General features: G+C 61.3%; 21 protein-coding genes. 11 read left to right on the top strand and 10 right to left on the bottom strand.

Going from position 1 to position 24,267, the window contains the following annotated elements:
- Positions 1-22: 22 nt before the first annotated feature.
- Together FJD34_RS16495 and FJD34_RS16490 are read right to left on the bottom strand one after the other, a co-directional pair.
- Complete coding sequence (locus FJD34_RS16495) at positions 23-1,000, bottom strand: ABC transporter permease (protein WP_032857234.1); 978 nt, start codon at positions 998-1,000, stop codon at positions 23-25.
- Positions 997-2,484, bottom strand: a complete 1,488-nt coding sequence (locus FJD34_RS16490; RefSeq protein WP_090291291.1) for a sugar ABC transporter ATP-binding protein — start codon at positions 2,482-2,484, stop codon at positions 997-999. Before FJD34_RS16490 ends, FJD34_RS16495 begins: the two co-directional genes overlap by 4 nt.
- Positions 2,485-2,766: 282 nt before the next feature.
- On the opposite strand from FJD34_RS16490, the gene rpiB reads away from it, so the two are divergent.
- The 3 genes from rpiB to FJD34_RS16475 all read left to right on the top strand — a co-directional run bounded on the left by rpiB (position 2,767) and on the right by FJD34_RS16475 (position 6,225).
- On the top strand, positions 2,767-3,228 hold the full coding sequence (gene rpiB, locus FJD34_RS16485) for a ribose 5-phosphate isomerase B (protein ID WP_032857232.1): 462 nt from the start codon (positions 2,767-2,769) through the stop codon (positions 3,226-3,228).
- A 63-nt stretch (positions 3,229-3,291) separates the two neighbouring features.
- Positions 3,292-4,272: a sugar-binding transcriptional regulator gene (locus tag FJD34_RS16480; RefSeq protein WP_032857231.1), complete on the top strand. Its 981-nt coding sequence runs from the start codon at positions 3,292-3,294 to the stop codon at positions 4,270-4,272.
- 390 nt (positions 4,273-4,662) lie between these two features.
- Entirely contained in the window at positions 4,663-6,225 is a 1,563-nt protein-coding gene (locus FJD34_RS16475) for a TerC family protein (RefSeq protein ID WP_065944350.1), read from the top strand.
- Here FJD34_RS16475 and FJD34_RS16470 read toward each other — a convergent pair.
- Positions 6,222-6,584, bottom strand: a complete 363-nt coding sequence (locus FJD34_RS16470; protein ID WP_032857228.1) for a thioredoxin family protein — start codon at positions 6,582-6,584, stop codon at positions 6,222-6,224. The genes FJD34_RS16475 and FJD34_RS16470 overlap by 4 nt on opposite strands.
- Before the next feature lie 334 nt (positions 6,585-6,918).
- Between FJD34_RS16470 and FJD34_RS16465 the strand changes: the two genes are divergently transcribed.
- The 8 genes from FJD34_RS16465 to FJD34_RS16430 all read left to right on the top strand — a co-directional run bounded on the left by FJD34_RS16465 (position 6,919) and on the right by FJD34_RS16430 (position 13,434).
- The gene (locus FJD34_RS16465) at positions 6,919-7,767 is read left to right on the top strand and encodes a transporter substrate-binding domain-containing protein (RefSeq protein ID WP_065944348.1); all 849 of its coding nucleotides are present in this window, start codon (positions 6,919-6,921) and stop codon (positions 7,765-7,767) included.
- A gap of 52 nt (positions 7,768-7,819) precedes the next feature.
- Positions 7,820-8,482, top strand: a complete 663-nt coding sequence (locus FJD34_RS16460) for an amino acid ABC transporter permease (RefSeq protein ID WP_032857225.1) — start codon at positions 7,820-7,822, stop codon at positions 8,480-8,482.
- A gap of 12 nt (positions 8,483-8,494) precedes the next feature.
- Positions 8,495-9,145 (top strand): amino acid ABC transporter permease, encoded by a 651-nt coding sequence (locus tag FJD34_RS16455; RefSeq protein ID WP_032857223.1) that lies wholly within the window; start codon positions 8,495-8,497, stop codon positions 9,143-9,145.
- Positions 9,142-9,909 (top strand): amino acid ABC transporter ATP-binding protein, encoded by a 768-nt coding sequence (locus FJD34_RS16450; protein WP_032857222.1) that lies wholly within the window; start codon positions 9,142-9,144, stop codon positions 9,907-9,909. The genes FJD34_RS16455 and FJD34_RS16450 overlap by 4 nt, the downstream gene beginning before the upstream one ends.
- A 15-nt stretch (positions 9,910-9,924) precedes the next feature.
- A complete protein-coding gene (locus tag FJD34_RS16445; protein WP_032857221.1) occupies positions 9,925-10,314 on the top strand; it encodes a RidA family protein in 390 nt (129 codons plus the stop codon).
- Between the two features lie 81 nt (positions 10,315-10,395).
- Positions 10,396-11,160, top strand: coding sequence for an IclR family transcriptional regulator (locus tag FJD34_RS16440; RefSeq protein ID WP_032857219.1), 765 nt, complete (start codon positions 10,396-10,398; stop codon positions 11,158-11,160).
- A gap of 17 nt (positions 11,161-11,177) precedes the next feature.
- A complete protein-coding gene (locus FJD34_RS16435; protein ID WP_065944346.1) occupies positions 11,178-12,386 on the top strand; it encodes an amino acid deaminase in 1,209 nt (402 codons plus the stop codon).
- Between the two features lie 139 nt (positions 12,387-12,525).
- Positions 12,526-13,434, top strand: a complete 909-nt coding sequence (locus FJD34_RS16430; protein WP_032857214.1) for a sugar kinase — start codon at positions 12,526-12,528, stop codon at positions 13,432-13,434.
- Positions 13,435-13,551: 117 nt separating this feature from the next.
- Here the strand turns inward: FJD34_RS16430 and FJD34_RS16425 are convergent, their stop codons facing one another.
- The 7 genes from FJD34_RS16425 to FJD34_RS16395 form a co-directional block, all read right to left on the bottom strand.
- Complete coding sequence (locus FJD34_RS16425) at positions 13,552-13,827, bottom strand: peptidylprolyl isomerase (RefSeq protein ID WP_029293742.1); 276 nt, start codon at positions 13,825-13,827, stop codon at positions 13,552-13,554.
- Between the two features lie 41 nt (positions 13,828-13,868).
- Complete coding sequence (locus FJD34_RS16420; protein ID WP_032861438.1) at positions 13,869-16,418, bottom strand: PAS domain-containing hybrid sensor histidine kinase/response regulator; 2,550 nt, start codon at positions 16,416-16,418, stop codon at positions 13,869-13,871.
- A gap of 143 nt (positions 16,419-16,561) precedes the next feature.
- Positions 16,562-18,514 carry an acetoacetate--CoA ligase gene (locus tag FJD34_RS16415; RefSeq protein ID WP_032861437.1) on the bottom strand — a complete coding sequence of 651 codons (1,953 nt, stop codon included), beginning with the start codon at positions 18,512-18,514 and terminating at the stop codon, positions 16,562-16,564.
- Between the two features lie 169 nt (positions 18,515-18,683).
- Positions 18,684-19,457, bottom strand: a complete 774-nt coding sequence (locus tag FJD34_RS16410; protein WP_032861436.1) for a 3-hydroxybutyrate dehydrogenase — start codon at positions 19,455-19,457, stop codon at positions 18,684-18,686.
- A gap of 7 nt (positions 19,458-19,464) precedes the next feature.
- On the bottom strand, positions 19,465-20,856 hold the full coding sequence (locus FJD34_RS16405; protein WP_032861435.1) for a GntP family permease: 1,392 nt from the start codon (positions 20,854-20,856) through the stop codon (positions 19,465-19,467).
- A gap of 287 nt (positions 20,857-21,143) precedes the next feature.
- Positions 21,144-22,550, bottom strand: coding sequence for a sigma-54 interaction domain-containing protein (locus FJD34_RS16400; RefSeq protein ID WP_090291290.1), 1,407 nt, complete (start codon positions 22,548-22,550; stop codon positions 21,144-21,146).
- Positions 22,551-22,689: 139 nt separating this feature from the next.
- Complete coding sequence (locus FJD34_RS16395) at positions 22,690-24,267, bottom strand: ABC transporter ATP-binding protein (protein WP_065944343.1); 1,578 nt, start codon at positions 24,265-24,267, stop codon at positions 22,690-22,692.

The raw sequence follows: 24,267 nt of genomic DNA, 5'->3' as shown, positions 1-24,267 counted from the left end.
GTTCGTTTCAGAGGAAAAGCGACTAGCGTTTTTTCTTGCGCCACACGTCAATCAACACCGCGAGCACGATGATCAGGCCCTTGGCGACTTGCTGGTAATAGGAGGACACACCGAGCAGGTTCAGGCCGTTGTTGATCACCCCGATCAGCAGGGCGCCGAACAGCGTGCCGACGATGGTGCCGACGCCGCCGGACAGGCTGGTGCCGCCGATCACCACGGCGGCAATCGCATCCAGCTCATAAGACATGCCGGCCTGGGGCAGGGCGGAGGTGGTGCGTGCTGCCAGAACGACACCCGCCAGGCCCGCCAGCAGCCCGGAGACTACGTACACCGAGAACGTCACCTTGCGCACCCCAATCCCCGAGGTGCGTGCGCTCTTTTCGTTGCCCCCTACCGCGTAGATATAGCGCCCGTAAGTGGTGTAGCGCAGCACCATCCAGAAAATCAGCGCGACCACGGCAAAGATGATCACCGGCACGCCAATCGGCCCGAACTTACCGATGCCCAGGGCCAGGTAGGCGTCCGGCAAGTCAGTGACCGGGCTGCCGTCGTTGAGGATGAAGGTCATGCCCCGGGCAATGCTGAGCATGCCCAGGGTCGCGACGAAGGGCGGGATCGACAGGTTGGCCACCATGAAACCGTTGACCACCCCCAGCATCGCGCCGGCAAACATCCCGGCGCTGACGGCGGCCAGCAAACCGTAGCCCTGGGTCGCGACCAGGGCGCTGCACAGGCCGGCGAAGGCGAGGATCGAGCCTACCGAGAGGTCAATGCCCTTGGTCAGGATCACATAGGTCATGCCTACAGCGAGGATGCCGTTGATCGAGGTCTGGCGCAGGATGTCCATCCAGTTGCGCCAAGTCATGAAGTATTCGCTGGAAAACGCCATGACCACACACAGCAGGATAAACACCAGCGGCAGGCCAAAGCGGTCGAGGGAAAGACGCAGGCGGCTGCGCGCGGGGGTAGTCAACGGAGCGGCAATGGTTTTGGCGTTCATGAGGCAAGACTCAACAAGGCTTCCTGGGAAAGGGCGGTGTCGCTGCTGATAGTCACCAGCCGGCCACCCTTGAAGACGGCGATACGGTCACTCAGGTGCAGCAGTTCCGGGGCTTCCGACGACACCACGATGGCCGCGCCACCGGCGCGCACGAACTGGTCCAGCAAGTGATAGATCTCCTGCTTGGCGCCTTCATCGATGCCTCGGGTCGGCTCATCGCACAGCAGGCACACCGGTTGGGTCGACAGGCATTTGGCAAGCACCACCTTCTGTTGATTGCCGCCGCTCATGGACGCCACCGGCAGGTCCAGGGAGGTGGTCTTGATTTGCAGGCGCTTGACCATGTCTTCGGCCAATTGGTTTTCCTTGCGCGCATTGATCAGCGACCAGCTCGACAGCTGCTTGTACGCCGATAATGCGATGTTCGAGAGGATGCTGGAGCTGAGCACCAGGCCACTTTCCTTGCGGTCCTCGGTAACCAGGGACATGCCCGCGCGGATGGTCGCCTTGGGCAGTCCGATGGGCATCGGCTTGCCTTGCAGGGTGACGCTGCCGGCATCCGGGGTGGTCAGGCCGTAAATGCAGTTGAGGAACTCGCTGCGCCCCGAGCCCATCAGGCCATAGATGCCGAGGATTTCGCCCTGGCGCAATTGCAGGCTGATGTCCTGGAACTCGCCGCTGCGGCTCAGGCCCTGGACGTCCAGGCAGCACTCGGCGGCGCTTTCACGCCCGGCCTTGTGGTCGATGCGCGTCAGCTCCTGGCCGACAATACCGCGCACCAGATGGGCGCGGTCGATATCGGCCATGCGTCCGCTTTCGACGAAGGCGCCATCGCGGAAGATGCTGTAGTCGTCGGCGATCTGCGCCAGCTCGCTGAGACGATGGGACACATAGACGATCCCGGCACCACGGGCAGTGAGGCGGCGGATAGCCTTGAACAGGGTTTCGGCTTCACGCTCGCCGATGGCGGAAGTGGGTTCGTCCATGATCATCACCTGGCAGTCATGGCTGAACGCCTTGGCGATCTCCACCAACTGGATCTGCGCCACGCTCAGGCGGTGCATGGGGGCGGTGGCCTCGACCTCGAACTCCAGGCTTTCCAGCAACTCGCGGGTGCGCCGGTTCAGTTCCTTGCTGTCGACGATGCAGCCGGCGCGCCGTGGTTCGCGGCCCAGCCAGATGTTCTCGGCGACGGTCATGTAAGGGATCGGCTCCAGCTCCTGGGTGATCATCGCGACCCCCGCCGCCAGCGCTTCGCTGGGGCGATGGAAATGCACAGGGGCGTCATTGAGCAGGATGTTGCCGGCATCACGCTGGGTGATGCCCATCAGGATGCTGAGGAATGTGGATTTGCCGGCGCCGTTGCCGCCGCACAGGGCATGCACGCTGCCGGCCCGCAGCGAGAGGCGGCCGTCACGCAGGGCAGGGATGCCGGCGTAGGCCTTGGCGACGTGTTCAGCCTGGAGCAGTAATGGCGTAGCCATCGGCGTGTCCTCGTGCTGTGAATTCTTATTAGGTACACAGTCGTGTTGCTGCGTGATCATATGTGTACCAAATGAAATTCTGATCAGTCAATCTCTTTCACTGAAAACTTGTAATTGCCCGCCATCTCTTATTTCGTGGCGTTTTAGAGGGGTTTGACTGGCGGGTCAGTTAAAACGTGCTTGACAGTTGCGAGGGAATATCCGAGAAATGACTGATAGAAATTTCATTGAGTGATCATATGATCAGTCTTAAGTTTCACCACGGCAGCGGAGCCTAATGTCATGAACTCACCTTTCCCGGTGGCTATCGGATGTGACGAAGCAGGTTATGAGCTCAAGGAGCTGTTGAAGCGCCATATCGAGGCGTTGGGGTATCCGGTGACCGACTTTGGCACCCATTCCACGGCGCCCGTGCTCTACCCGGACATTGCACTGGCAGTGGCCACGGCCATCAACGCCGGGCAACAGCGCCTGGGGGTGCTGGTGTGTGGCACGGGCATCGGCATGGCTATCTCGGCTAACAAAGTCCTGGGGATTCGCGCGGCCCAGGCCCACGACACCTATTCGGCGGAGCGGGCGCGCAAGAGCAACGATGCGCAGATCCTGTCCATTGGTGCGCGGGTGGTCGGGGCGGAACTGGCCAAGAGCATCGTCACTGCGTTTCTGGCCTCGGAGTTCGAGGCGGCGCGTTCCGGGGCCAAGGTCGAGCGCATCAATGCCATAGAGCGTGATGGGCATCAGTAGTGGACGTGGTGGGGCAAGAGTCGGGAGAATGCGCCTTTGACGCCGAAACGGAAGCCCGTCCCCATGAGTGACAGTACCCTGCGCACCGCCAGCGATATCGATCTGATGACCGAAGTGGCGATGCTCTATTACCTTGAGAACGTCACTCAGGAAGCCATCGCCAAGCGCTTTGACCTGTCCCGCGCGAAAGTCAGCCGGCTGCTCAAGCGTGCGCGCGATGAAGGGATTGTCGAGGTGCGGGTGTTGCAGCATCCGGCAATGAACAATGAATTGGAGCAGGCGCTGGTGGAGCGCTTCCAGCTGGACCGTGCGTTGATCGCGGTCGATCACAGCGACGCCGACACCCAGCGCTCCGCCGTGGCCAGCCTGGTGGCCAACTACCTGAACAAGACCCTGGGCGACGGCATGATTGTCGCCGTTGGCATGGGGCGCAATGTGGGGGCGGTGGCCGATAACGTGTTTTTGCCGGTGACGCGCAACTGCACGTTTGTCTGCGCCATTGGCGGTTCGCTCAAGGCGGGTGAATACATGAACCCCGACCATATCTGCCGGCGCCTGGCCCTGCGCTTTGGCGGCGAGAGTGAAAGCCTGTATGCCCCGGCGCTGGTCGCCAATCCGGAACTGCGCAGCATCTTGATCAGCAACGACACCGTGCGCTCGACCCTGGACCGCGCGCGCCGCGCCGATATGGCGCTGATCGGCATCGGTGACATGAGCGAAAACAGCAATATGGTGCGCATGGGCTGGTTCTCACCCCAGGAAATCGCCCAGGCACGCTTGTCCGGCACGGTGGGCGACATGATGGGCTACGACTTTATCGACATCCATGGCCAGCCCGCGGTCAACGCCATTCAAGGGCGGGTGATCGGCTTGACGGTACAGGAGCTGTTCCGTATTCCAGATGTAGTGGCAATCGCCAGTGAAAACACCAAGGCGGCGGCGACGCTGGGGGCGTTGCGCTCGGGGGTGATCAATACCCTGGCAACCACGGTAACGAATGCCCACACCATCCTGGCGCTGGACGACGCAACCCGCAAAACCTGAGCCGCCTCCTATCAAAATGTGGGCACTGGCTTGTGTGGGAGCTGGCTTGCCTGCGATAGCATCACCGCAGCGTGACTGATACACCGTGGCGTATGCATCGCAGGCAAGCCAGCTCCTACAGGCTTCGTGCGCCTGCTTTTACAGATCTTGTAATAGTTTTAAATTGTAGGAAATTTGTATTTCGGCTGTAGGATTAAAGTCCTTTTCTCACTGCAGGACTTGCATGAACACCCTCTCGGAGCCCCCCAGTCGTCTTTCCCCAAGACCTCTACTGTCGTTGTTCCCGCTGAAACATCCTGTATTCCGACTGCTAACCTATTCCCGATCACCTGATCGCGTTTTGCCATGCCCGGCATTCTGAATATCAAATAAAGAGACAGAGACTTTTATATGGAATGGTTAGCGGATCCAACGGCCTGGCTCGGCCTGTTGACCTTGATTGTGCTGGAACTGGTACTGGGCATCGACAACCTGGTGTTTATCGCGATCCTGGCAGACAAACTGCCACCGGAGCAGCGCGACCGTGCGCGGTTGATCGGTTTGTCCCTGGCGCTGATCATGCGCCTGGGCCTGTTGGCGAGTATTTCCTGGTTGGTGACCTTGACCCAGCCGTTGTTCGAAGTGTTCGACAAGAGCTTCTCCGGACGTGACCTGATCATGCTGTTCGGTGGTGTGTTCCTGTTGTTCAAGGCCACCATGGAGTTGCATGAGCGGCTCGAAGGGCATATCACCGAACGTACCGGCAATGCGGCCTACGCGATGTTCTGGCCGATCGTGGCGCAGATCGTGGTGCTGGATGCGGTGTTCTCCCTCGATGCGGTGATTACGGCAGTCGGCATGGTGGATGAGCTGGCGGTGATGATGATCGCGGTGATCGTGTCCATCGGCGTGATGATCGTGGCCAGCAAGCCGTTGACCCGCTTCGTCAATGCGCACCCGACAGTGATCATGCTGTGCCTGGGCTTCTTGATGATGATTGGTTTCGCCCTGACCGCCGAAGGCCTGGGCTTCCATATTCCCAAAGGCTACCTGTACGCGGCCATTGGTTTCTCGATCCTGATCGAGGTGTTCAACCAGATCGCCCGGGCACGTCGCAAGAAGTCCGCGCAAGGCCTGCGACCGATCCGTGAGCGCACGGCCCATGCGGTCATGCGCCTGCTGGGCGGTCGCAGCCTGGCGGTGGAAGAAGTGGGTGAAGACGTTACCGACCTGCTCGATGGCGGCGATAACCCTCAAGGCCCGCTGTTCGATCGTCGCGAACGGATCATGATCAGCGGTGTGCTGCAACTGGCCGAGCGGCCGATCCGCACCTTGATGACGCCACGGGCGAATGTCGACTGCATCGATCTGGCTGACGATCCGGAGACTATTCGCCTGAAACTGATGCACTCGTCCTACTCGCGTTTGCCGCTGATCCGTAACGGCGCGGTGGATGAGCCGTTGGGCTTCGTGCACAAGAAGGAATTGCTCAAGGAGTACCTGGCCGGCAATGAGCCCAACCTGGAGCACTTGGCGCGTCGGGCGATCAACCTGCTGGACAGTTTCTCGATCCTCAACGCCCTGGAGCAGATGCGCCAGGAGTCGACGCACATTGCCTTCGTGATCAACGAATTCGGCGACTTCATGGGAGTGTTGAGCATGACCGACATTCTTGAGTCCATCGCCGGTGAGTTGCCGGACGCCAGTGAAGTGGAAGGGCCGGACATCGTTGAAGAGCAGGGCGGTTACCGCGCCAACGGTGCGTTGAACCTGAACCTGATTCGCCAGCGCACCGGTTTCCAGGCGGTGGCCACCGAGGATTACCAGACCCTTGCGGGCCTGGTCATGAGCTTGTTGGATCGCCTGCCGGTGGTAGGGGATAGCCTGGAACACGAAGGTTGGCGCCTGACCGTGGCAGCGGTGGAGGAGCGGCGGGTGACGCAGGTGCTGTTGACCCCTGTTTCGGTGGGTTAACGAGGCTTTGCGCGTTTGGTCGGCACACCTCGGGTGTGCCGCTCGAAGGTTCTCTTCAGGGTCTGCTCCTGGGTCTCCCAGGGGCCGAACCCCTTGAGTTTTTCGACCAGCCTGCCGTTCTTCAAGATCAGCAGCGTTGGTGTGCCGGTCACCTCGGGATGGCGTGGGGTCTGAGTCGTATCCAGCACATAAAGCGCAGCCTGGCGGCGATAACGTCCGGCCACTTTGCTGAACAGTGGCTTGGCCGCACCGCATGCCGGGCACTGGGGCGATACAAAGAGCATGAATACCGTGCGTTGGGTCTCCAGCGCACTTCTATACGCATCCGCGTCGTCGATTACCGTGGTGATCAACCCCATGACAAGCTTCCTTTATGCCCATGGCTGTGTCCTGAACGCTAAGCGAGGCGGGTGGGCGGGTCTACTGTCAGAGTTCACAGGTAGCGCCTCTGATGTGTGCAAATGCGCACTCAAATAGAACCTTCCACCTTCGGTTGGGGCGCACGGTAGCAATCTGCCTGCCGAAGCTTGCGCAATGTTGTGTCGTCGATCCCTGCGTATCTGACTGATTTAAAACAGATTCAAGGCATCGATATTTTTCTGTTACTGGCTGTGGCACACTTTCTGCTGTCTATTCCGTTGTTACATACCAAGTTCCGGTATAGCGGAATACACAACTCCTGGAGTGCTTGTCATGCATCACCGACCTTCCGTGTTCAAAGCGTGTGTTTTTCTCTTCGCCGCGCAGGCGTCTTTTGCAGGCCTGGTGCAGGCGGCAGACGGCAAACTCGACAGCGTGCTCTCCCGTGGGCACCTGATCGTCGGTACAGGCAGTACCAATGCGCCGTGGCACTTCCAGGGGGCGGATGGCAAGTTGCAGGGTTTTGATATCGATATCGGGCGCATCGTCGCCAAGGGCCTGTTCAACGACCCGAGCAAAGTCGAGTTTGTGGTGCAGTCATCCGATGCGCGGATTCCCAACCTGCTGACCAACAAAGTCGATATGAGCTGCCAGTTCATTACCGTTACCGCCAGCCGCGCGCAGCAAGTGGCGTTCACCTTGCCGTACTACCGCGAAGGCGTCGGCCTGCTGTTGCCGGCCAACAGCAAGTACAAGGAAATCGAAGACCTGCAAGCGGCGGGCGACGACGTCACCGTGGCCGTGCTGCAAAACGTCTACGCCGAAGAACTGGTACACCAGGCACTGCCCAAGGCCAAGGTCGACCAGTACGACAGCGTCGACCTGATGTACCAGGCCGTGAACTCCGGGCGTGCCGACACCGCCGCCACCGACCAGTCTTCGGTCAAGTACCTGATGGTGCAGAACCCCGGTCGCTACCGTAGCCCTACCTACGCCTGGAGCCCGCAAACCTATGCGTGTGCGGTCAAGCGTGGCGACCAGGACTGGCTGAATTTCGTCAACACGGCCCTGCATGAAGCCATGACCGGCGTGGAGTTCCCGACCTACGCAGCGTCGTTCAAACAGTGGTTTGGTGTCGATCTGCCGACCCCGGCGATTGGTTTTCCCGTCGAGTTCAAATGAATTGTGAGCGCGGGGCGTCGTTGCTGGCGCCCCGGTCAAGGTATTGCCGACCATGAACTATCAGTTGAATTTTGCCGCGGTATGGCGTGATTTCGACACCTTGCTGGTGGGGCTCGGCCTGGGCCTGCAACTGGCCTTGCTGTCGATTGCCATCGGCTGCGTGATTGGCCTGTTGATGGCCTTTGCCATGCTGTCCAAACACCGCGCGTTACGCATCCTGGCCTCGGTGTATGTGACGGTGGTGCGCAACACGCCGATCCTGGTGCTGATCCTGTTGATCTATTTCGCCTTGCCCAGCCTGGGCATCCGCCTGGACAAGATCCCCTCGTTCATCATCACCCTGTCGTTGTACGCCGGCGCCTACCTGACCGAAGTGTTCCGTGCCGGCCTGTTGAATATCCCCAAGGGCTTGCGCGAGGCAGGCCTGGCGATTGGCCTGGGTGAGTGGCAGATCCGCGCCTATATCACCGTGCCAGTAATGCTGCGCAATGTGCTGCCGGCCCTGTCGAACAACTTTATCTCGCTGTTCAAGGACACCTCCCTGGCGGCCGCGATTGCCGTGCCGGAGCTGACCTATTACGCCCGCAAGATCAACGTCGAAAGCTACCGGGTGATTGAAACCTGGCTGGTGACGACTGCGCTCTATGTGGCTGCCTGTTACCTCATCGCCATGCTGCTGCGTTACCTGGAGCAGCGTTTGGCGATCCGTCGATAAGAGGGGTTTTCCATGTATTGGCTGCATGAGTTGTGGATCGCCCGGGAAACCCTCTGGACTGGGTTCCAGACCAGCGTGTATTGCTCGGTGCTGGCGATTATCTTCGGCACCCTGATCGGCATCGTCGCCGGGCTGGTGCTGACCTACGGCAAGTTCTGGATGCGCGCGCCGTTTCGCCTGTACGTCGACCTGATCCGGGGTACCCCGGTGTTTGTGTTGGTGCTGGCCTGTTTCTACATGGCGCCGGCGCTCGGCTGGCAGATCAGTGCTTTCCAGGCCGGCGCCCTGGGCCTGACGCTGTTTTGCGGCTCCCATGTCGCCGAGATTGTGCGCGGTGCGCTGCAAGCCATTCCCCGTGGGCAACTGGAGGCCGGCAAGGCCATCGGGCTGACCTTCTACCAGTCCCTGGGGTATGTGTTGTTGCCCCAGGCGCTGCGGCAGATTTTGCCGACCTGGGTCAATTCCTCCACTGAGATCGTCAAGGCCTCGACCCTGTTGTCGGTGATCGGCGTTGCCGAATTGCTGTTGAGTACCCAGCAAGTCATCGCGCGGACCTTCATGACCCTGGAGTTCTACCTGTTCGCCGGGTTTCTGTTCTTTGTCATCAACTACGCCATCGAGTTATTCGGGCGCTACATTGAAAAGCGGGTGGCCTTGCCATGAATCAACCATTGCTCAACATCAGCGGCCTGCGCAAGCAATATGGCGCGGTCGAAGTGCTCAAGGGCGTCGATCTGTCGCTGCAACGTGGCAACGTCGTGACGTTGATCGGCTCCAGCGGCTCGGGCAAGACCACACTGCTGCGTTGCGTCAACCTGCTGGAAGAGTTCCAGGGTGGGCAGATCACCCTCGACGGTGAGTCCATCGGTTACCGCGATGTCGCCGGCAAACGCGTGCGCCATCCGGAAAAGGTCATCGCCCAACATCGCGCGATGACCGGCATGGCGTTCCAGCAATTCAACCTGTTCCCTCATCTGACCGCGTTGCAGAACGTTACCCTGGGCCTGCTCAAGGTCAAGCACATGGGCAAGGACGAAGCGGTGGCCCTGGCAGAAAAATGGCTGGAGCGCGTCGGCCTCCTGGAACGGCGCAACCACTTCCCCGGTCAGTTGTCTGGCGGCCAGCAGCAACGCGTGGCAATTGCCCGGGCGATTGCGATGAACCCGAGCCTGATGCTGTTCGACGAAGTGACCTCGGCGCTGGACCCGGAGTTGGTGGGCGAAGTGCTCAGTGTGATCAAGAACCTGGCGCAAGAGGGCATGACCATGCTGCTGGTGACCCATGAAATGCGCTTTGCCTACGAGGTCTCGGACAACATCGTATTTATGAACCAGGGCCGGATTGAAGAGCAGGGGCCGCCGAAGGCTATCTTCGAGCGCCCCCAATCACCGCGCTTGGCGGAATTTCTGAAAAATATTCGTTTTTAATCAAGGAGCAACTTTATGAGCATTACTCGTTACGGCGCTGGCAGCACTGCAGGTGGCGGCCAACCCCGCCCGTTTGCCCGCGCGGTGGAAGCGGATGGCTGGTTGTATGTGTCCGGGCAGGTGCCGGCGGTGGAGGGCGAAATCATCAATGGCGGGATTGTCGAGCAGACCCACCAGACCATGAAGAACGTCGTCGCGATCCTGGAAGAGGCCGGTTATGGTCTTGAAGACGTGGTGCGTGTCGGTGTATGGCTGGAAGATCCACGGGATTTCTGGAGTTTCAACAAGGTGTTCGGCGAATACTTCACCCCCGAACATGCCCCGGCACGGGCCTGTGTGCAGGCGAACATGATGGTCGATTGCAAGGTTGAGATCGATTGCGTGGCCTACAAGAAAAAAGGCTAAATGCCCGATCTGAAGACCACTCAAATCCAATCCCACAGGGGATTGGGTGCAAGCCCTATGATTTCCGGACCGAAGACTGCCATGACCGAAGACACCATCAAACGCCGCGCCAAAGGCCTCGACCGAGCGTTCGATATCCTCGATTTTCTCAAGGAAGTCGGCCAGCCCCTGCGCCCCAACGATATCGCCAGCGGCATCGGCAGCCCCAAGTCCACGGTCTATGAGCTGGTCGCGTCCCTATTGGAGCGGCGGATTCTCGAAGCGGTGGGCAAGGACGGCCACGTCTACCTGGGCCGTCAGCTGTACTTCCTCGGGCAGGCCCACTTGCGTCATTTCGACCTGACCCGCGAGGCCGATCACGCCCTGCAGGAGATCGTCAGCCAGACCCATGAAACGGCGCAGATGTGCCTGCTCAACGGGCGTAAATACACGGTGGCGCTGATGCGCGAGGGCGAGCGGCATTTCCGCATTTCCTCGGACATCGGTGAGAACGCGCCAATCCCCTGGACGGCTTCCGGGCGCCTGTTACTTGGGCACTTGAGCGACCAGCAGATTATCGACTTGATCGACCACGATGACTTCATCCTGCCGGACGGCCAGCGCCTGCCCCTGGAGACTTTCCTCGGGCAAATCCGCCAGGCCACGGTCGATGGTTTTTTCTCCTTCGACAGCGTCGCCGACACCTTTACCCACTGCTTTGCCGCCCCGGTACGCGATGCCCAGGGTATCGCCATTGCGACCCTGTGCATCGTCGCTCCACGGGCCGACGCCAAGAACAACTACAACGACTATCGCCGGGTGCTGATCGAAAGCGCCAACAATCTGGCCCGGCGCATCAACGAATAGCAAAACGGAGTAACCCCATGTCTGCCTTCAATGCTGTTGAAAAAGGCGCTGCTGCCAGCGGTGCCCACCTGGTGCGCGACGTCAGCCTGCCAGCCCTGGTGCTGCACCGTGCTGCACTGGAACACAACATTCGCTGGATGCAGGACTTTGTCAGCAAAAGCGGCGCGCAACTGGCGCCCCATGGCAAGACCAGCATGATGCCGGCGCTGTTTGAGCGTCAGTTGGCGCAAGGCGCCTGGGGCATCACCCTGGCCACGGCAGTACAGACTCGCGCGGCCTATGCCGGCGGGGTGCGTCGGGTGTTGATGGCCAACCAATTGGTGGGCGCACCGAACATGGCGTTGATCGCCGAGCTGTTGGCTGACCCGGGTTTTGACTTCCATTGCATGGTCGACCACCCGGACAACGTGGCTGACCTCGGTGCGTTCTTCGCTGCCCGTGGCCTGCGCCTGAACGTGATGATCGAGTACGGTGTGGTCGGCGGGCGCTGTGGCTGTCGCAGCGAGCAAGAGGTGCTGGACCTGGCACGGGCGATCAAGGCCCAGCCGGCCCTGGCGCTTACGGGTATCGAAGGTTACGAAGGGGTGATCCATGGCGAGCATGCCATCCGTGGTATCCGCGAGTTTGCCGCGTCCCTGGTACGCCTGGCGGTGGATATGCAGAACAGCGGTGCTTTCGACCTGGGCAAGCCGATCATCACGGCCTCGGGTTCGGCCTGGTATGACCTGATCGCCGAGTCCTTCGCCGCGCAAAATGCCGAGGGGCGTTTCCTCAGCGTGCTGCGCCCTGGCAGCTATGTGGCCCACGACCATGGCATCTACAAGGAGGCGCAATGCTGTGTGCTCGACCGGCGCAGCGACCTCAGCGAAGGCTTGCGCCCGGCCCTGGAAGTCTGGGCTCATGTGCAGTCGTTGCCGGAGCCGGGGTTTGCGGTGATTGCCCTGGGCAAGCGTGACGTGGCCTACGACGCCGGCTTGCCGGTGCCGCTCAAACGCTACAAGGCCGGCGTGCTGCCGGCGGCGGGCGATGATGTGAGTGGCTGCAAGGTCACGGCGGTGATGGACCAGCATGCGTTCATGAGTGTGGCGGCGGGGGTTGAGCTGCGCATTGGCGACATCATCTCCTTTGGCACCTCGCACCCGTGCCTGACCTTCGACAAGTGGCAGGTGGGGTGCCTGGTGGATGAGCAGTTGCAGGTGGTTGAGTCGCTGCGTACCTGCTTCTAGACCGCGGCCCACTGTAGGAGCGAGCTTGCTCGCGAAAATCGTCAACGATAGCGCTGGCTATCTGACAACCCGTGGCGATCTTGAGTTTTTCGCGAGCAAGCTCGCTCCTACAGTGGAGGTGTATTTGGAGATCTGTGACATGAAGCCAATCCCCCGCATCGCCCTGATCGGCGAATGCATGATCGAATTGCAACACCGCGCCGACGGCAGCCTGCAACAGAGCTTCGGCGGCGATACCTTGAACACCGCCGTCTACCTGCGCCGCGAACTCGGCGCACACAGCACGGTGGACTACGTCACCGCCCTGGGCGATGACAGTTTCAGTGATGCCATGTGCCAGCAATGGGCCGCTGAAGGTCTGGGCCTGGAACAGGTCCAGCGTCTGCCGGGGCGCCTGCCGGGTTTGTATTGCATCCAGACCGATGCCAGCGGTGAGCGTAAGTTTCTCTACTGGCGCAACGAAGCGGCGGTGCGCGACTGTTTCACCACGCCTGCGGCCGAACCGATTCTAGCTGCCTTGCCGAGTTATGACGTGTTGTATTTCAGCGGTATTACCCTGGCTGTATTGGGCGAAACAGGGCGCGAACGCCTGTTGGCGGTCTTGGTTGAAGCCCGCCAGCGCGGTGCTCGGGTGGTGTTCGACAATAACTACCGTCCACGTCTGTGGGCCGGTGTCGAAGCTGCTCGCGCGGCCTATCGGCAGGTGCTTGCCCATGTGGATATGGCCTTGCTCACCGAGGACGATGAACGGGCCTTGTTTGGCTATGTCGACAGCGAGCAGGTGTTCGCCGCCTACCCGGACATCAGTGAAGTGGTGCTCAAGCGCGGGGCGGATGATTGTCTGATTCGTTGTGGCGCTGAACGTTTCGCGGTGCCGGCGGTGGTGGTCGAGCAGGTGGTGGACACCACGGCGGCGGGGGATTCGTTCAGCGCGGCGTACCTGGCCAGCCGGCTGCGCGGTGGTTCGCCGCAAGAGGCAGCCTTGGCTGGGCATTGGCTGGCGAGCCGGGTGATCCAGGTTCCGGGGGCGCTGATTCCCAGGGATTGAGAGTGTAAGGTCGCCTGCGGCGGATCGCGGGCAAGCCCGGCTCCCACATTTTGGGCGGGTTCACACCTCCAAGTGTGGGAGCTGGCTTGCCTGCGATAGCGGTTTTGAGCCAAGCGCTCAGTCGCGGTAGAACACCTGCACCAGGTGATAACCAAACTTGCTCTTGATCGGGCCGTGTACCACCCGCAGCGGCTTCTTGAAAATCACCGCATCGATCACCCCGACCATCTGTCCCGGCCGTACTTCACCGAGGTCGCCACCGCGCTTGCCGGACGGGCAGGTGGAGAACTTCTTGGCCAGCACATCAAAGGCTTCGCCCTTGGCAATACGTTGCTTGAGCTGTTCGGCTTCTTCGCTGGTCTTGACCAGGATATGACGGGCTTGGGCTTTCATCGGGCAGTTACCTTGCAACGGTCGGGCTTGAAGGCGCGCGATTATGCATCAACTTGGCCTTTGACGTTGATCATGCTGCGGATTTTTGTGGCCAGCAGGTCGATGGAAAATGGCTTGGCCACCATGTCCATACCGTCCTCCAGGAAGCCTTGGCGTTCGGTCGCCGTTTCGGCATAACCGGTCATGAACAGCACTTTGAGCTGCGGGCGATGCTGGCGGGCGATTTCCGCCAGTTGCCGGCCGTTCATGCCGGGCAGGCCGACATCCGTCACCAGCAAGTCCACCCGCAGGTCAGACTCCAGCAACGGCAAGGCCGCCCGCGCGTCGGCGGCCTGGTGGGCAGTGTAGCCCAGCTCATCCAGCAGGTTGACCACCAGCATGCGCACCGCCGTATCGTCTTCGACCACCACCACGGCTTCGCCGTCCCGCGCCACCGGCGCTTCCATGGGGCTTTGCGGCAGGACTTTTTCCAGCGCGGTGCCATGCAGGCGCGGCAGGTACAGGCGCACGCAGGTGCCTCGGCCCGGCTCGCTATGGATCGTGACGTGGCCGCCGGATTGCTGGGCAAAGCCATAAATCATCGACAGACCCAGGCCGGTGCCCTGGCCGATGGGCTTGGTGGTGAAGAACGGGTCGAAGGCCTTGGCCAGGATCTTTGGCGTCATCCCGGCGCCGTTGTCGCATACGCCAAGCATCACATAATCACCGGCCTTGACGGGCTCCAGGGTGGTGATGTCAGTACCGTCCAGGTAGCTGTTGGCCGTCTCGATGCTCAGCAGCCCGCCATCGGGCATGGCGTCGCGGGCGTTGATCACCAGGTTGAGCAGGGCGTTTTCCAGTTGGCTGGCGTCGGTGTTCACCGGCCAGATATCGTTGCCCAGTTGCACCTTGAGGTCGATATGGGCGCCTTTGGTGCGGCGGAACAGTTCTTCCAGTGACGCGACCAACTGGTTCGGGTCCAGGGGGCGGCGATCCAGGGACTGGCGCCTGGAGAAGGCCAGCAGGCGGTGGGTCAACGCGGCCGCGCGATGGGCCGAGGACACGGCGGCTTCGGTGAAGCGGCCAATCTCATCGCTACGTCCGGCGGCGAGGTAGCGCTGCATCAGGTCCAGGCTGCCAATGATCCCGGTGAGCATGTTGTTGAAGTCATGGGCGATACCGCCGGTAAGCTGACCGACCGCTTCCATTTTTTGCGCATGGCGCAGGGCGTCTTCAGCGCGCTCGCGCTCGAACATCTCGTTTTGCAGGCGCTGGTTGGCTTCGGCCAGGGCCTGGGTGCGCTGGACCACGCGCTCTTCCAGGTTGTCATTGAGATGGCGCAGCGCTTCTTCGGTGAGTTTGCGTTCGGTCTCATCGATCACAAAGATATAGAAGCCGTTGACCGAGCCGTCCGCGCTGAAGCGCGGCAGGTACTTCATCAACGCATGCCGTGGCCGGCCATCGCGGTGGGGGGTGATGGTGACAAAACTGCAGGCCTTACCCTTGAGCGCGGCCGCGATTTTATCGGCGCGCCCGGCATAGATCTCGGCGCCGATGACTTCGCGAATGGTCTTGCCATACAGCTCTTGCGGCGTCAGCCCATACCAGTCGAGGTAGGCGCTGTTGTTCAGGCGAAAGCGTTCTTCGTGGTCGACATAGCCGATCAGCACCGGCATGGCGTTGATGATCAACTGCAGCTCGGTCTGGCTCTGGCGCAGGGCTTGTTCGGTCTGCTTGCGTTCGGTCAGGTCCAGCGCGGCGCCGAGAAAGCGCGCCGGCCGGCCGTGGTGATCCTTGTAGCAGCGGCCACGGGCAAACACCCAGCGCACCTGGCCGTCCGCCTGGAGCAGGCGATACTCTTCGGCGTACTCGGTGCCATGGGTAATGCAATGCTTGATGCTGCGGGCGACCATGCCGCGGTCTTCTGGGTGCACGCCTTGCAGGTAATCGCTGATGGGCAACTGTTGGGCATTGCATGGATCAACCCCATGCAACTGGGCGAAATGGCTGTCGGCGATAAAGCGATCTTCGCTGATGTCCCAGTCCCAGGTGCCTACCGCATCAGTGGCGGCCAGGGCCAGTTGCAGGCGTTGCTCGGTGTTGTGCTGGGCCTTGAGGCTGGCGTCGGAGCGTTGTTGCAGCTCTTGGGCCAGTTGCCGGCGTTCGTTGGTTTCAATCGCCGTCCCCAGGATCCCGGCGACCCGGCCACGTTCATCGCGAATCGGGCTGTAGGTCAGGTCCAGCCAGATTTCCGTATCGCGGTGATTGCGCTGCAGGACAAATCGTTGCTCGGTAAAGGTACGCACCTGGCCGGTGAGGACGGCGCTGTAGATCGGGTCGGTGAAGTGTTGCAGTTCCGGCCAGACCAAATGGGTGGGTTGGCCGAAGGCCTGGGGGTGTTTGTTGCCGGCCAGCAGGGCGAAGCCATCGTTGTAGATCTGTGTGAGTTCGTCGCCCCACAGCAACAGCATCGGCATCGGAGAGTGGATGACGATATCGATTGCCGTGCGCAGGCTTTGCGGCCAGCGGCTGGCATCACCGAGGGGGCTTGTGGCCCAGTCCAGCCGCGCGATCAGTGTCGCGGCCTCGCTGCCGGTGGGTGATCCGTTCATGTAGGTGCCCTGCGTGTAACGCTTGAAGAATGACCAAAGCCAGTGCTCCCGTGGTGCGGGAGTGGCTGATTACCCCTCGAAAAATAGCATGCTTGAGGGGTTTTTCTTCAAATGAGTGCGTTATAGCTGAAACCTTTCATCATTTATGCCAGTTCAGGGCGGTTGCGAAATTGCTCCAGGGCTTGGGGGTTGGCCAGGGCATCGGTGTTTTTCACCGGCTCGCCATGCACCACATTACGCACTGCCAGCTCGACGATCTTGCCGCTGATGGTGCGCGGAATATCGGTCACGCTGAGGATCTTCGCCGGTACGTGACGCGGTGTGGTGTTGGCGCGGATCACCTCGCGGATCTGCTGCTCAAGGGCTGCGTCCAGGTGTTCGCCTTCATTGAGGCGCACAAACAGCACCACGCGCACATCGTCCTGCCAGCGTTGGCCAATGGCCAGGCTTTCCATGACCTGCGGGACTTTCTCCACTTGGCGGTAAATCTCCGCCGTGCCGATGCGCACCCCGCCAGGGTTGAGCACCGCATCCGAACGCCCATGGATCAGCAGGCTGCCATTGGGACGTTGTTCGGCATAGTCGCCCTGGGCCCAGACGCCGGGGAACTGGCTGAAATACGAGGCCCGCAGTTTTTCCCCTTGCGGGTCATTCCACAGGCCGATGGGCATGGCCGGGAAATGCCGGGTACACACCAGCTCGCCTTTTTCGCCAACCAGTGGCCGACCCTGGTCGTCCCAGACCTCGATGGCCATCGCCAGGCTCTTGCACTGCATCTCACCGCGGCGTACCGGCAGCACCGGGTTGCCGATGACAAAGCAGGAGACGATATCGGTACCCCCGGACATCGACGACAGGCACAGCTCGTGTTTGATCTCGCGGTACACGTAGTCGTAGCTCTGGGGCGAGAGCGGCGAGCCAGTGGAGATCAGGCCCTTGAGGCTGCCCAGGTCATGGCTTGCGCGCGGTTGCAGGCCGGATTTTTCCAGGGTCGCGAGAAATTTCGGGCTGGTGCCGAACACGCTGATGCGTTCCTGGTCGATCAGGTCGATCAGCCGTTCGGGGCCGGGATGAAAGGGCGAGCCGTCATACAGCACCACCGTGGCGCCGATAGCCAATACCGAGACCAGCCAGTTCCACATCATCCAGCCGCAGGTGGTGTAGTAGAACAGGCAATCGTCGCGCGACAGGTCGGCGTGCAGGCCGTGTTCCTTGAGGTGGGTCAGCAGCACGCCGCCGGTGCCGTGGATGATGCACTTGGGCACGCCAGTGGTGCCGCTGGAGTAGAGGATATAGAGCGGGTGGTCGAAGGGCACGGCGACAAACTGCGGTTCGCCGCCTGCGCTGTAAAAGTCGTCCCACAGGCTGATATTGGCCTGGGTCTGATAATCGTCGACACGCGCCTCGGGCCGGGCGTAGGGCACGATGATCAGTTGTTGCAGGGAGGGCAGGCGTTCGAGGATTTCGTTGAGCTTGGCGCTCTGGTCGATCAACTTGCCGGCGTAGCGATAACCGGCACAGGTGATCAGTACCTTGGGTTCGATCTGGCCGAAGCGGTCGATCACGCCTTGGGTGCCGAAGTCCGGCGAGGAACAGGACCAGATCGCGCCGAGGCTGGTGGTCGCCAGCATGCCCACCAGGGTTTGCCAGGTGTTGGGCATGCACGCTGCGACGCGATCGCCCAGGCCCACTCCGGCCGCTTGCAGGCTGCGTTGCAGGCCGGCGACGTGCGCGGCCAGTTCGGCATAGGTCAGTTGTTCGCGCTGGCCGTCTTCGCTGATCGCGACCACGGCGGGGTGGTCATCGCGACGCCGTAGCAGGTGTTCGGCAAAGTTCAGGGTGGCGCCGGGAAACCACTGGGCGCTGGGCATCTGCGTGCCTTCCACCAGTATGGCGGCAGGCGGCGTGCGCCATTGCACGTCGAAGAACTCGACAATCGCCGCCCAGAAGTCCGGGCGCTGGTCGATACTCCATTGGTGCAGGGCTGGGTAATCGTTGATCTGCAAGGCGTGGCGATCATTGATAAAGCGTCGGAACTGGTCCATCCGGGTGTTGTGGATGCGTTCCGGGCTAGGTTGCCAGAGGATGTCGGACATAAGCACGTCTCTTGTTCTTGTCGCAGATGTTTGACACTGCAAAGATCCTAAGGTGGGAGCGGGCTTGCTCGCGAAAGCGGTGGTTCAGTAATGAATAGGTTGACTGACACACTGCTTTCGCGAGCAAGCCCGCTCCCACATTTGGATCGGCGTTGTGCTGAGGATGGGGTTATTGGGCCAGCCACCCACCATCGATATTCCACGCCGCGCCACGCACCTGGCTCCCGGCTTCGCTGCACAGAAATAGCACCAACTCGCCCAGTTGCGGCGGGGTCACGAATTCCAGCGACGGCTGTTTTTCAGCCAGCAGATCATGCTGGGCCTGCTGCGGGTCAACGCCGGCGGCGATGCGATCATCGATCTGCTTCTGCACCAGCGGCGTCAGCACCCAACCCGGGCAAATAGCGTTGCACGTCACATTGCTGGTGGCGGTCTCCAGGCCCACGACCTTGGTCAGGCCGATCACCCCATGCTTGGCCGCCACATAGGCCGCCTTGCCCACCGAGCCGACCTGGCCATGCACCGAGGCGATATTGACGATCCGCCCCCAACCCTTGGCCTTCATGCCCGGCAGGCTCAGGCGGGTGCTGTGGAACACCGATGAAAGATTGATGGCGATGATCGAGTCCCAGCGCTCTACCGGAAAGTCTTCCACTGCCGCTACATGCTGGATGCCGGCGTTGTTGACCAGGATATCGATACCGCCGAACTCTTGCTCGGCGTAGGCGACCATCTCGGCGATCTGCGCCGGGTCGCTGACATCGGCCGGGTGGTGGCCGACCTTGCCGCCAAAGGCTTGCACCTGGGCAATCACCGCGCTGGCATCGCCGAAACCGTTGAGGATCAGGTTGGCGCCGGCCTTGGCCAGGCTCAGGGCAATGCCCAGGCCGATGCCGCTGGTGGAGCCGGTGACCAGAGCGGTCTTGCCATTCAATGTCGTCATGAAAACCTCACACAATGCCGGTGGCGTAGAAAGTACCGATCACCACGAACACCGCGAGGGTCTTGATGATCGTGATGCCGAAAATATCCTTGTAGGCCTCGCGGTGCGTCAGCCCGGTGACCGCCAACAGCGTGATGACCGCGCCGTTGTGCGGCAGGGTGTCCATGCCGCCGCTGGCCATGGCCGCAACCCGGTGCAGCACTTCCAGGGGGATATTGGCTGCATGGGCCGCCGAAATAAAGCTCTCGGACATGGCCGCCAGGGCAATGCTCATGCCGCCCGAAGCAGAGCCGGTGATGCCGGCCAGCAGGGTCACGGTAATCGCTTCGTTGACCAGCGGGTTGGGGATGCCCTTGAGCCAGTCTGCCAGCACCAAAAAGCCCGGCAGCGAGGCAATGACTGCGCCGAAACCGTATTCGGACGCGGTGTTCATCGCCGCCAGCAGTGCGCCGCTGACCGCACTTTTACTGCCTTCGGCCAGCTTGCTCTTGATCGCCGAAAAGCCGAACACCAGGACCATGATGATCCCCACCAGCAAGGCGGCCTGCACCGCCCAGATCGCGGTGAGCTTGGCGATTTCGGTGGTCACCGGCGCGCTCATGCCCGGCAGGGCGAGGCTGTGGGTCTTGCCATACCATTGCGGGATCCAGTGGGTGAACAGCAGGTTCATCACTCCCACCAGAATCAATGGCGACAAGGCAATCCACGGGTTGGGCAGGCTCAGGTCTTCGGCGGTTTCCGGCTCGTTGCGCAACTCGGTGCCATAGCCTTCACCGGCACGCTGGGCCTTGTTGCGTTGGCGTGCCAGGTACAGCATGCCGGCGCAAAACACAAAGATCGTGCCGATCAAACCCAGCCAGGGCGCGGCCCAGGCAGTGGTGTTGAAGAAAGTGCTGGGGATGATGTTCTGGATCTGTGGGGTGCCGGGCAGGGCGTCCATGGTGAATGAGAACGCGCCCAGGGCGATGGTCGCGGGGATCAGGCGCTTGGGGATATTGCTCTGGCGGAACATCTCGGCGGCAAACGGGTACACCGCAAACACCACCACGAACAGCGACACGCCACCGTAAGTCAGCAGGGCGCAGACCAGCACGATCACCAGCATCGCCTGGCGGGTGCCGAGCAAGCGAATGGCCGCAGCCACGATCGAGCGTGAAAAGCCCGACAGCTCGATCAGCTTGCCGAACACCGCGCCGAGCAGGAACACCGGGAAGTAGAGTTTGATAAAGCCGACCATTTTCTCCATGAACACCCCGGTAAAGGCAGGGGCGACAGCGGAAGGGTCGGTGAGCAACACGGCGCCAAGGGCGGCGATGGGGGCGAACAGGATGACGCTATAGCCACGGTAGGCAGCCAGCATCAGCAGCGCGAGCGCCGCCAGGGCAATGATCACACTCATGGTGTGTCTCCATCGGATTGTTATTGTTGTGGGGTGAAGCTGTAGGAAGGGGCTGTAGCGGGAATTGTGCCAAGTTCGTAACTTATTGATATATATGAATATTTATAAATCTTTGTGACTGATTTTCAAATCCTGTCTCTATTTAAAGACAAATGAAGAGCAAATGTGGGAGCGGGCTTGCTCGCGAAAGCAGTGTGTCAGTCAACTGATTCATGGCTGAACCAGCGCTTTCGCGAGCAAGCCCGCTCCCACATTTAGGGGGTCTTTATTTTGAGAGTTGAGTCTCTTTATTGAGACTGTTCGATACCCAGCGCCACCATCTTCTTGTACAGCGTCGACCGCCCCAGCCCCAACCGCTTGGCCGCCTCGATCACATTGCCGCCGCATTGGCTCAACGCCGCAGCAATCAACTGCCGGTCAAACCGCTCCCGCGCCACGCTGAAAGTTTCGACGTCAACCGGTGCCACGGCATCGCGTTCCACCGGGCTGAACGTACCAATCGCCGCACGAATTTCCCGCGCATCCAGTATCAGGTCATCACTGAGCAAGGCGGCCCGCTCCAGCACGTTGCGCAATTCGCGGATGTTCCCCGGCCAGGCATGCTGGGCCAGCAGCGCCAGGGCTTCGCGGTCCAGTTCATGCTGGCTGCGCAGTTCTTCAAGGATCGCTTCACTCAACGCCGGAATATCATCCAGGCGTTCGCGCAACGGTGGCACCTGGATCGGCAACACGTTGAGACGGTAATACAAGTCGGCGCGAAACTCGCCGCGCTTGATCGCCGCTTCCAGGTCGGTGGACGTCGCGGCGATTATCCGCACGTCGCTGTGGATCATCTCGTTGGAGCCCACCGGCTCAAACTCTTTCTCCTGCAACACCCTCAGCAGTTTGCTTTGCAGGGGCAGTGGCATGTCACCGATTTCATCGAGAAACAGCGTCCCGCCCTGGGCGATCTGCAATTTGCCGGGGCGGCCCTTGCGGTCGGCGCCGGTGAATGCGCCGGGCGCGGTGCCGAAAAATTCGGCTTCCAAAAGGTCGTGGGGAATGGCCGCGCTGTTGATGCTGACAAAGGCTTTGTTGGCGCGTGGGGAGGCGCCGTGGATGGCCTGGGCCAGCAGCTCCTTGCCGGTGCCGGTCTCGCCCAGCAGCAACACCGGTGACTCGGCACTCGCACTGCGCCGCGCCCGGCGCTTGACTTCCAGGCTGGCGGCGCTGGTGCCGATAAAGTGTGCGAAGTTGTATTTGCTCTGGCGTGAGCGCAGCAGCGAGCGGGTCGAGGCCAACTCCTGTTGCATGCTCAGGTAGCGTTCGATCATCGGCGAAAGGTTGCGCAGTTCATCGAACAGGGCAAAGCCGATGGCGCCGATCACCTTGCCGGCATCGTCGTGGATCGGCAGGCGCATCACCACCAGTGGGCCTTTGGGCGTGTCCTGGATATCCAGGAGGATCGGCTGGTCAGTGCGCACCACCTGGCGCAACAGGCTGTTGGAAATGACCTGCTCGCACGGCTGGCCGATGGCCTGGTCGGCGCTTTTCAGGCCGAAACGCTTGGCGTAGCGCTCGTTCATCCACACGATATTGGCATCGCGGTCGACAATCACCGTGCCTTCACTGGACTGCTCGATAATCTCGAACAGGGACTGGATCGCCAGGCCGCGAACGTGCTGGTAGTCCTTGAGGCTTTCGGTGGTGTTCATGCAGGCGCCGCCAATACAAAGGTTATTAGGATCACACCGCCCCTTGTAGGAGCGAGCTTGCTCGCGAAAAACCTGAGGACCCCTCGGGGTGGCAGGCTTTTCGCGCTATCGTTAACGATCTTCGCGAGCAAGCTCGCTCCTACAAGGGCAGTTGTGTGGCTGCGAGCAGCTCCTGGGTGTAGGGGTGTTGCGGTGAGTCGAACAGTTCCTGGCTCGGGCCGCGCTCGACCACCTGGCCATCCTTGATCACGATCATATCGTGGGCCATGGCGCGCACCACGGCCAGGTCATGGCTGATGAACAGGTAGGTCAGGCCATACTTTTCCTGCAGTTCGCGCAGCAGCGTCACCACTTGTTTTTGTACGGTGCGGTCCAGCGCCGAGGTCGGTTCGTCCAGCAGCATCAGCGCCGGGCGCAGCACCAGCGCGCGGGCGATGGCGATGCGTTGGCGCTGGCCACCGGAGAACTCATGGGGGTAGCGATGGCGGCTGGCCGGATCGAGGCCGACGTCTTCGAGCACCTTGATCACTTGCGCGTCACGTTCCTTGAGGCTGCACGGCGCATGCACTTCCAGGCCTTCGCTGATGATCTGTTGCACCGACATGCGTGGGCTGAGGCTGCCGAATGGGTCCTGGAACACCACCTGCATCTGTTTGCGCCAAGGGCGCATCTGCTTCTGGTTGAGGCTGTCGAGAGCTTCACCCTGAAAGCGGATGCTGCCGCTGGAGTCGAGCAAGCGCAGGATCGCCTGGCCCAGGGTCGACTTGCCGGAGCCGGACTCGCCGACGATCCCCAAGGTCTTGCCCCGTTGCAGGTCCAGGCTGATGCCGTCCACCGCCTGCAGGTACTGCTTGGGGCGAAACAGCCCGCCCCCGATGGGGAATCGCACACTCAAGCCGTCGACCTGCAAGACGTTTTCGCGCGTGTCCTGGCACAGTGCCGTGCCGACCGGCTCGGCGTCCAGCAGCAGGCGGCTGTAGGGGTGTTGCGGGGCATTGAACAGGGCTTGGCAGTCGGCCTGCTCGACAATTTCCCCGGCCTGCATCACGCACACGCGCTGGGCAATGCTGCGCACCAGGTTGAGGTCGTGGCTGATCAGCAACAGCGACATGCCCAGGCGCTGCTGCAAGGATTTGAGCAGCAGCAGGATCTTGCGCTGCACGGTGACGTCCAGCGCGGTGGTCGGTTCGTCGGCGATCAGCAGTTCCGGCTCGCAAGCCAGGGCCATCGCAATCATCACCCGTTGGCGTTGGCCGCCCGACAACTGATGGGGGTAGGACTTGAGGCGCTCCCGGGGCTTTTGGATGCCCACCAGCTCCAGCAGTTCAAGGATGCGTGCCTGGGCCGCCTTGCCGCCGAGCCCCTTGTGCAGCAGCAGGGTTTCGCCGATCTGCTTTTCGATGCTGTGCAAGGGGTTGAGGGAGGTCATCGGCTCCTGGAAGATCATCGCAATCCGGTTGCCGCGCAGTTTTTGCAGGGCGCTGGGCCCGGCACCGATCAGTTCCTGGCCGCGATAACGCACCGAGCCTGTGGTCGTGGTGCCGGCCTGGGGCAGCAGTTGCAGGATCGAATGGGCAGTCACCGACTTGCCGGAGCCAGACTCACCCACCAGCGCCAGGCACTCGCCGGGGCGAACATCCAGGGACAGGTTGCGCACCACGGTCTGGCCGCTGAAGGCGACGCACAGGTCGCGGATCTCGATCAGGTTGTCGCTCAT

Origin of the sequence: Pseudomonas brenneri (assembly GCF_007858285.1) — a bacterium.
Classification (GTDB): Bacteria; Pseudomonadota; Gammaproteobacteria; order Pseudomonadales; family Pseudomonadaceae; genus Aquipseudomonas; species Aquipseudomonas brenneri.
Note: the sequence above shows the minus strand (reverse complement) of the source record. Positions and strands in the feature narration are given on the sequence as shown.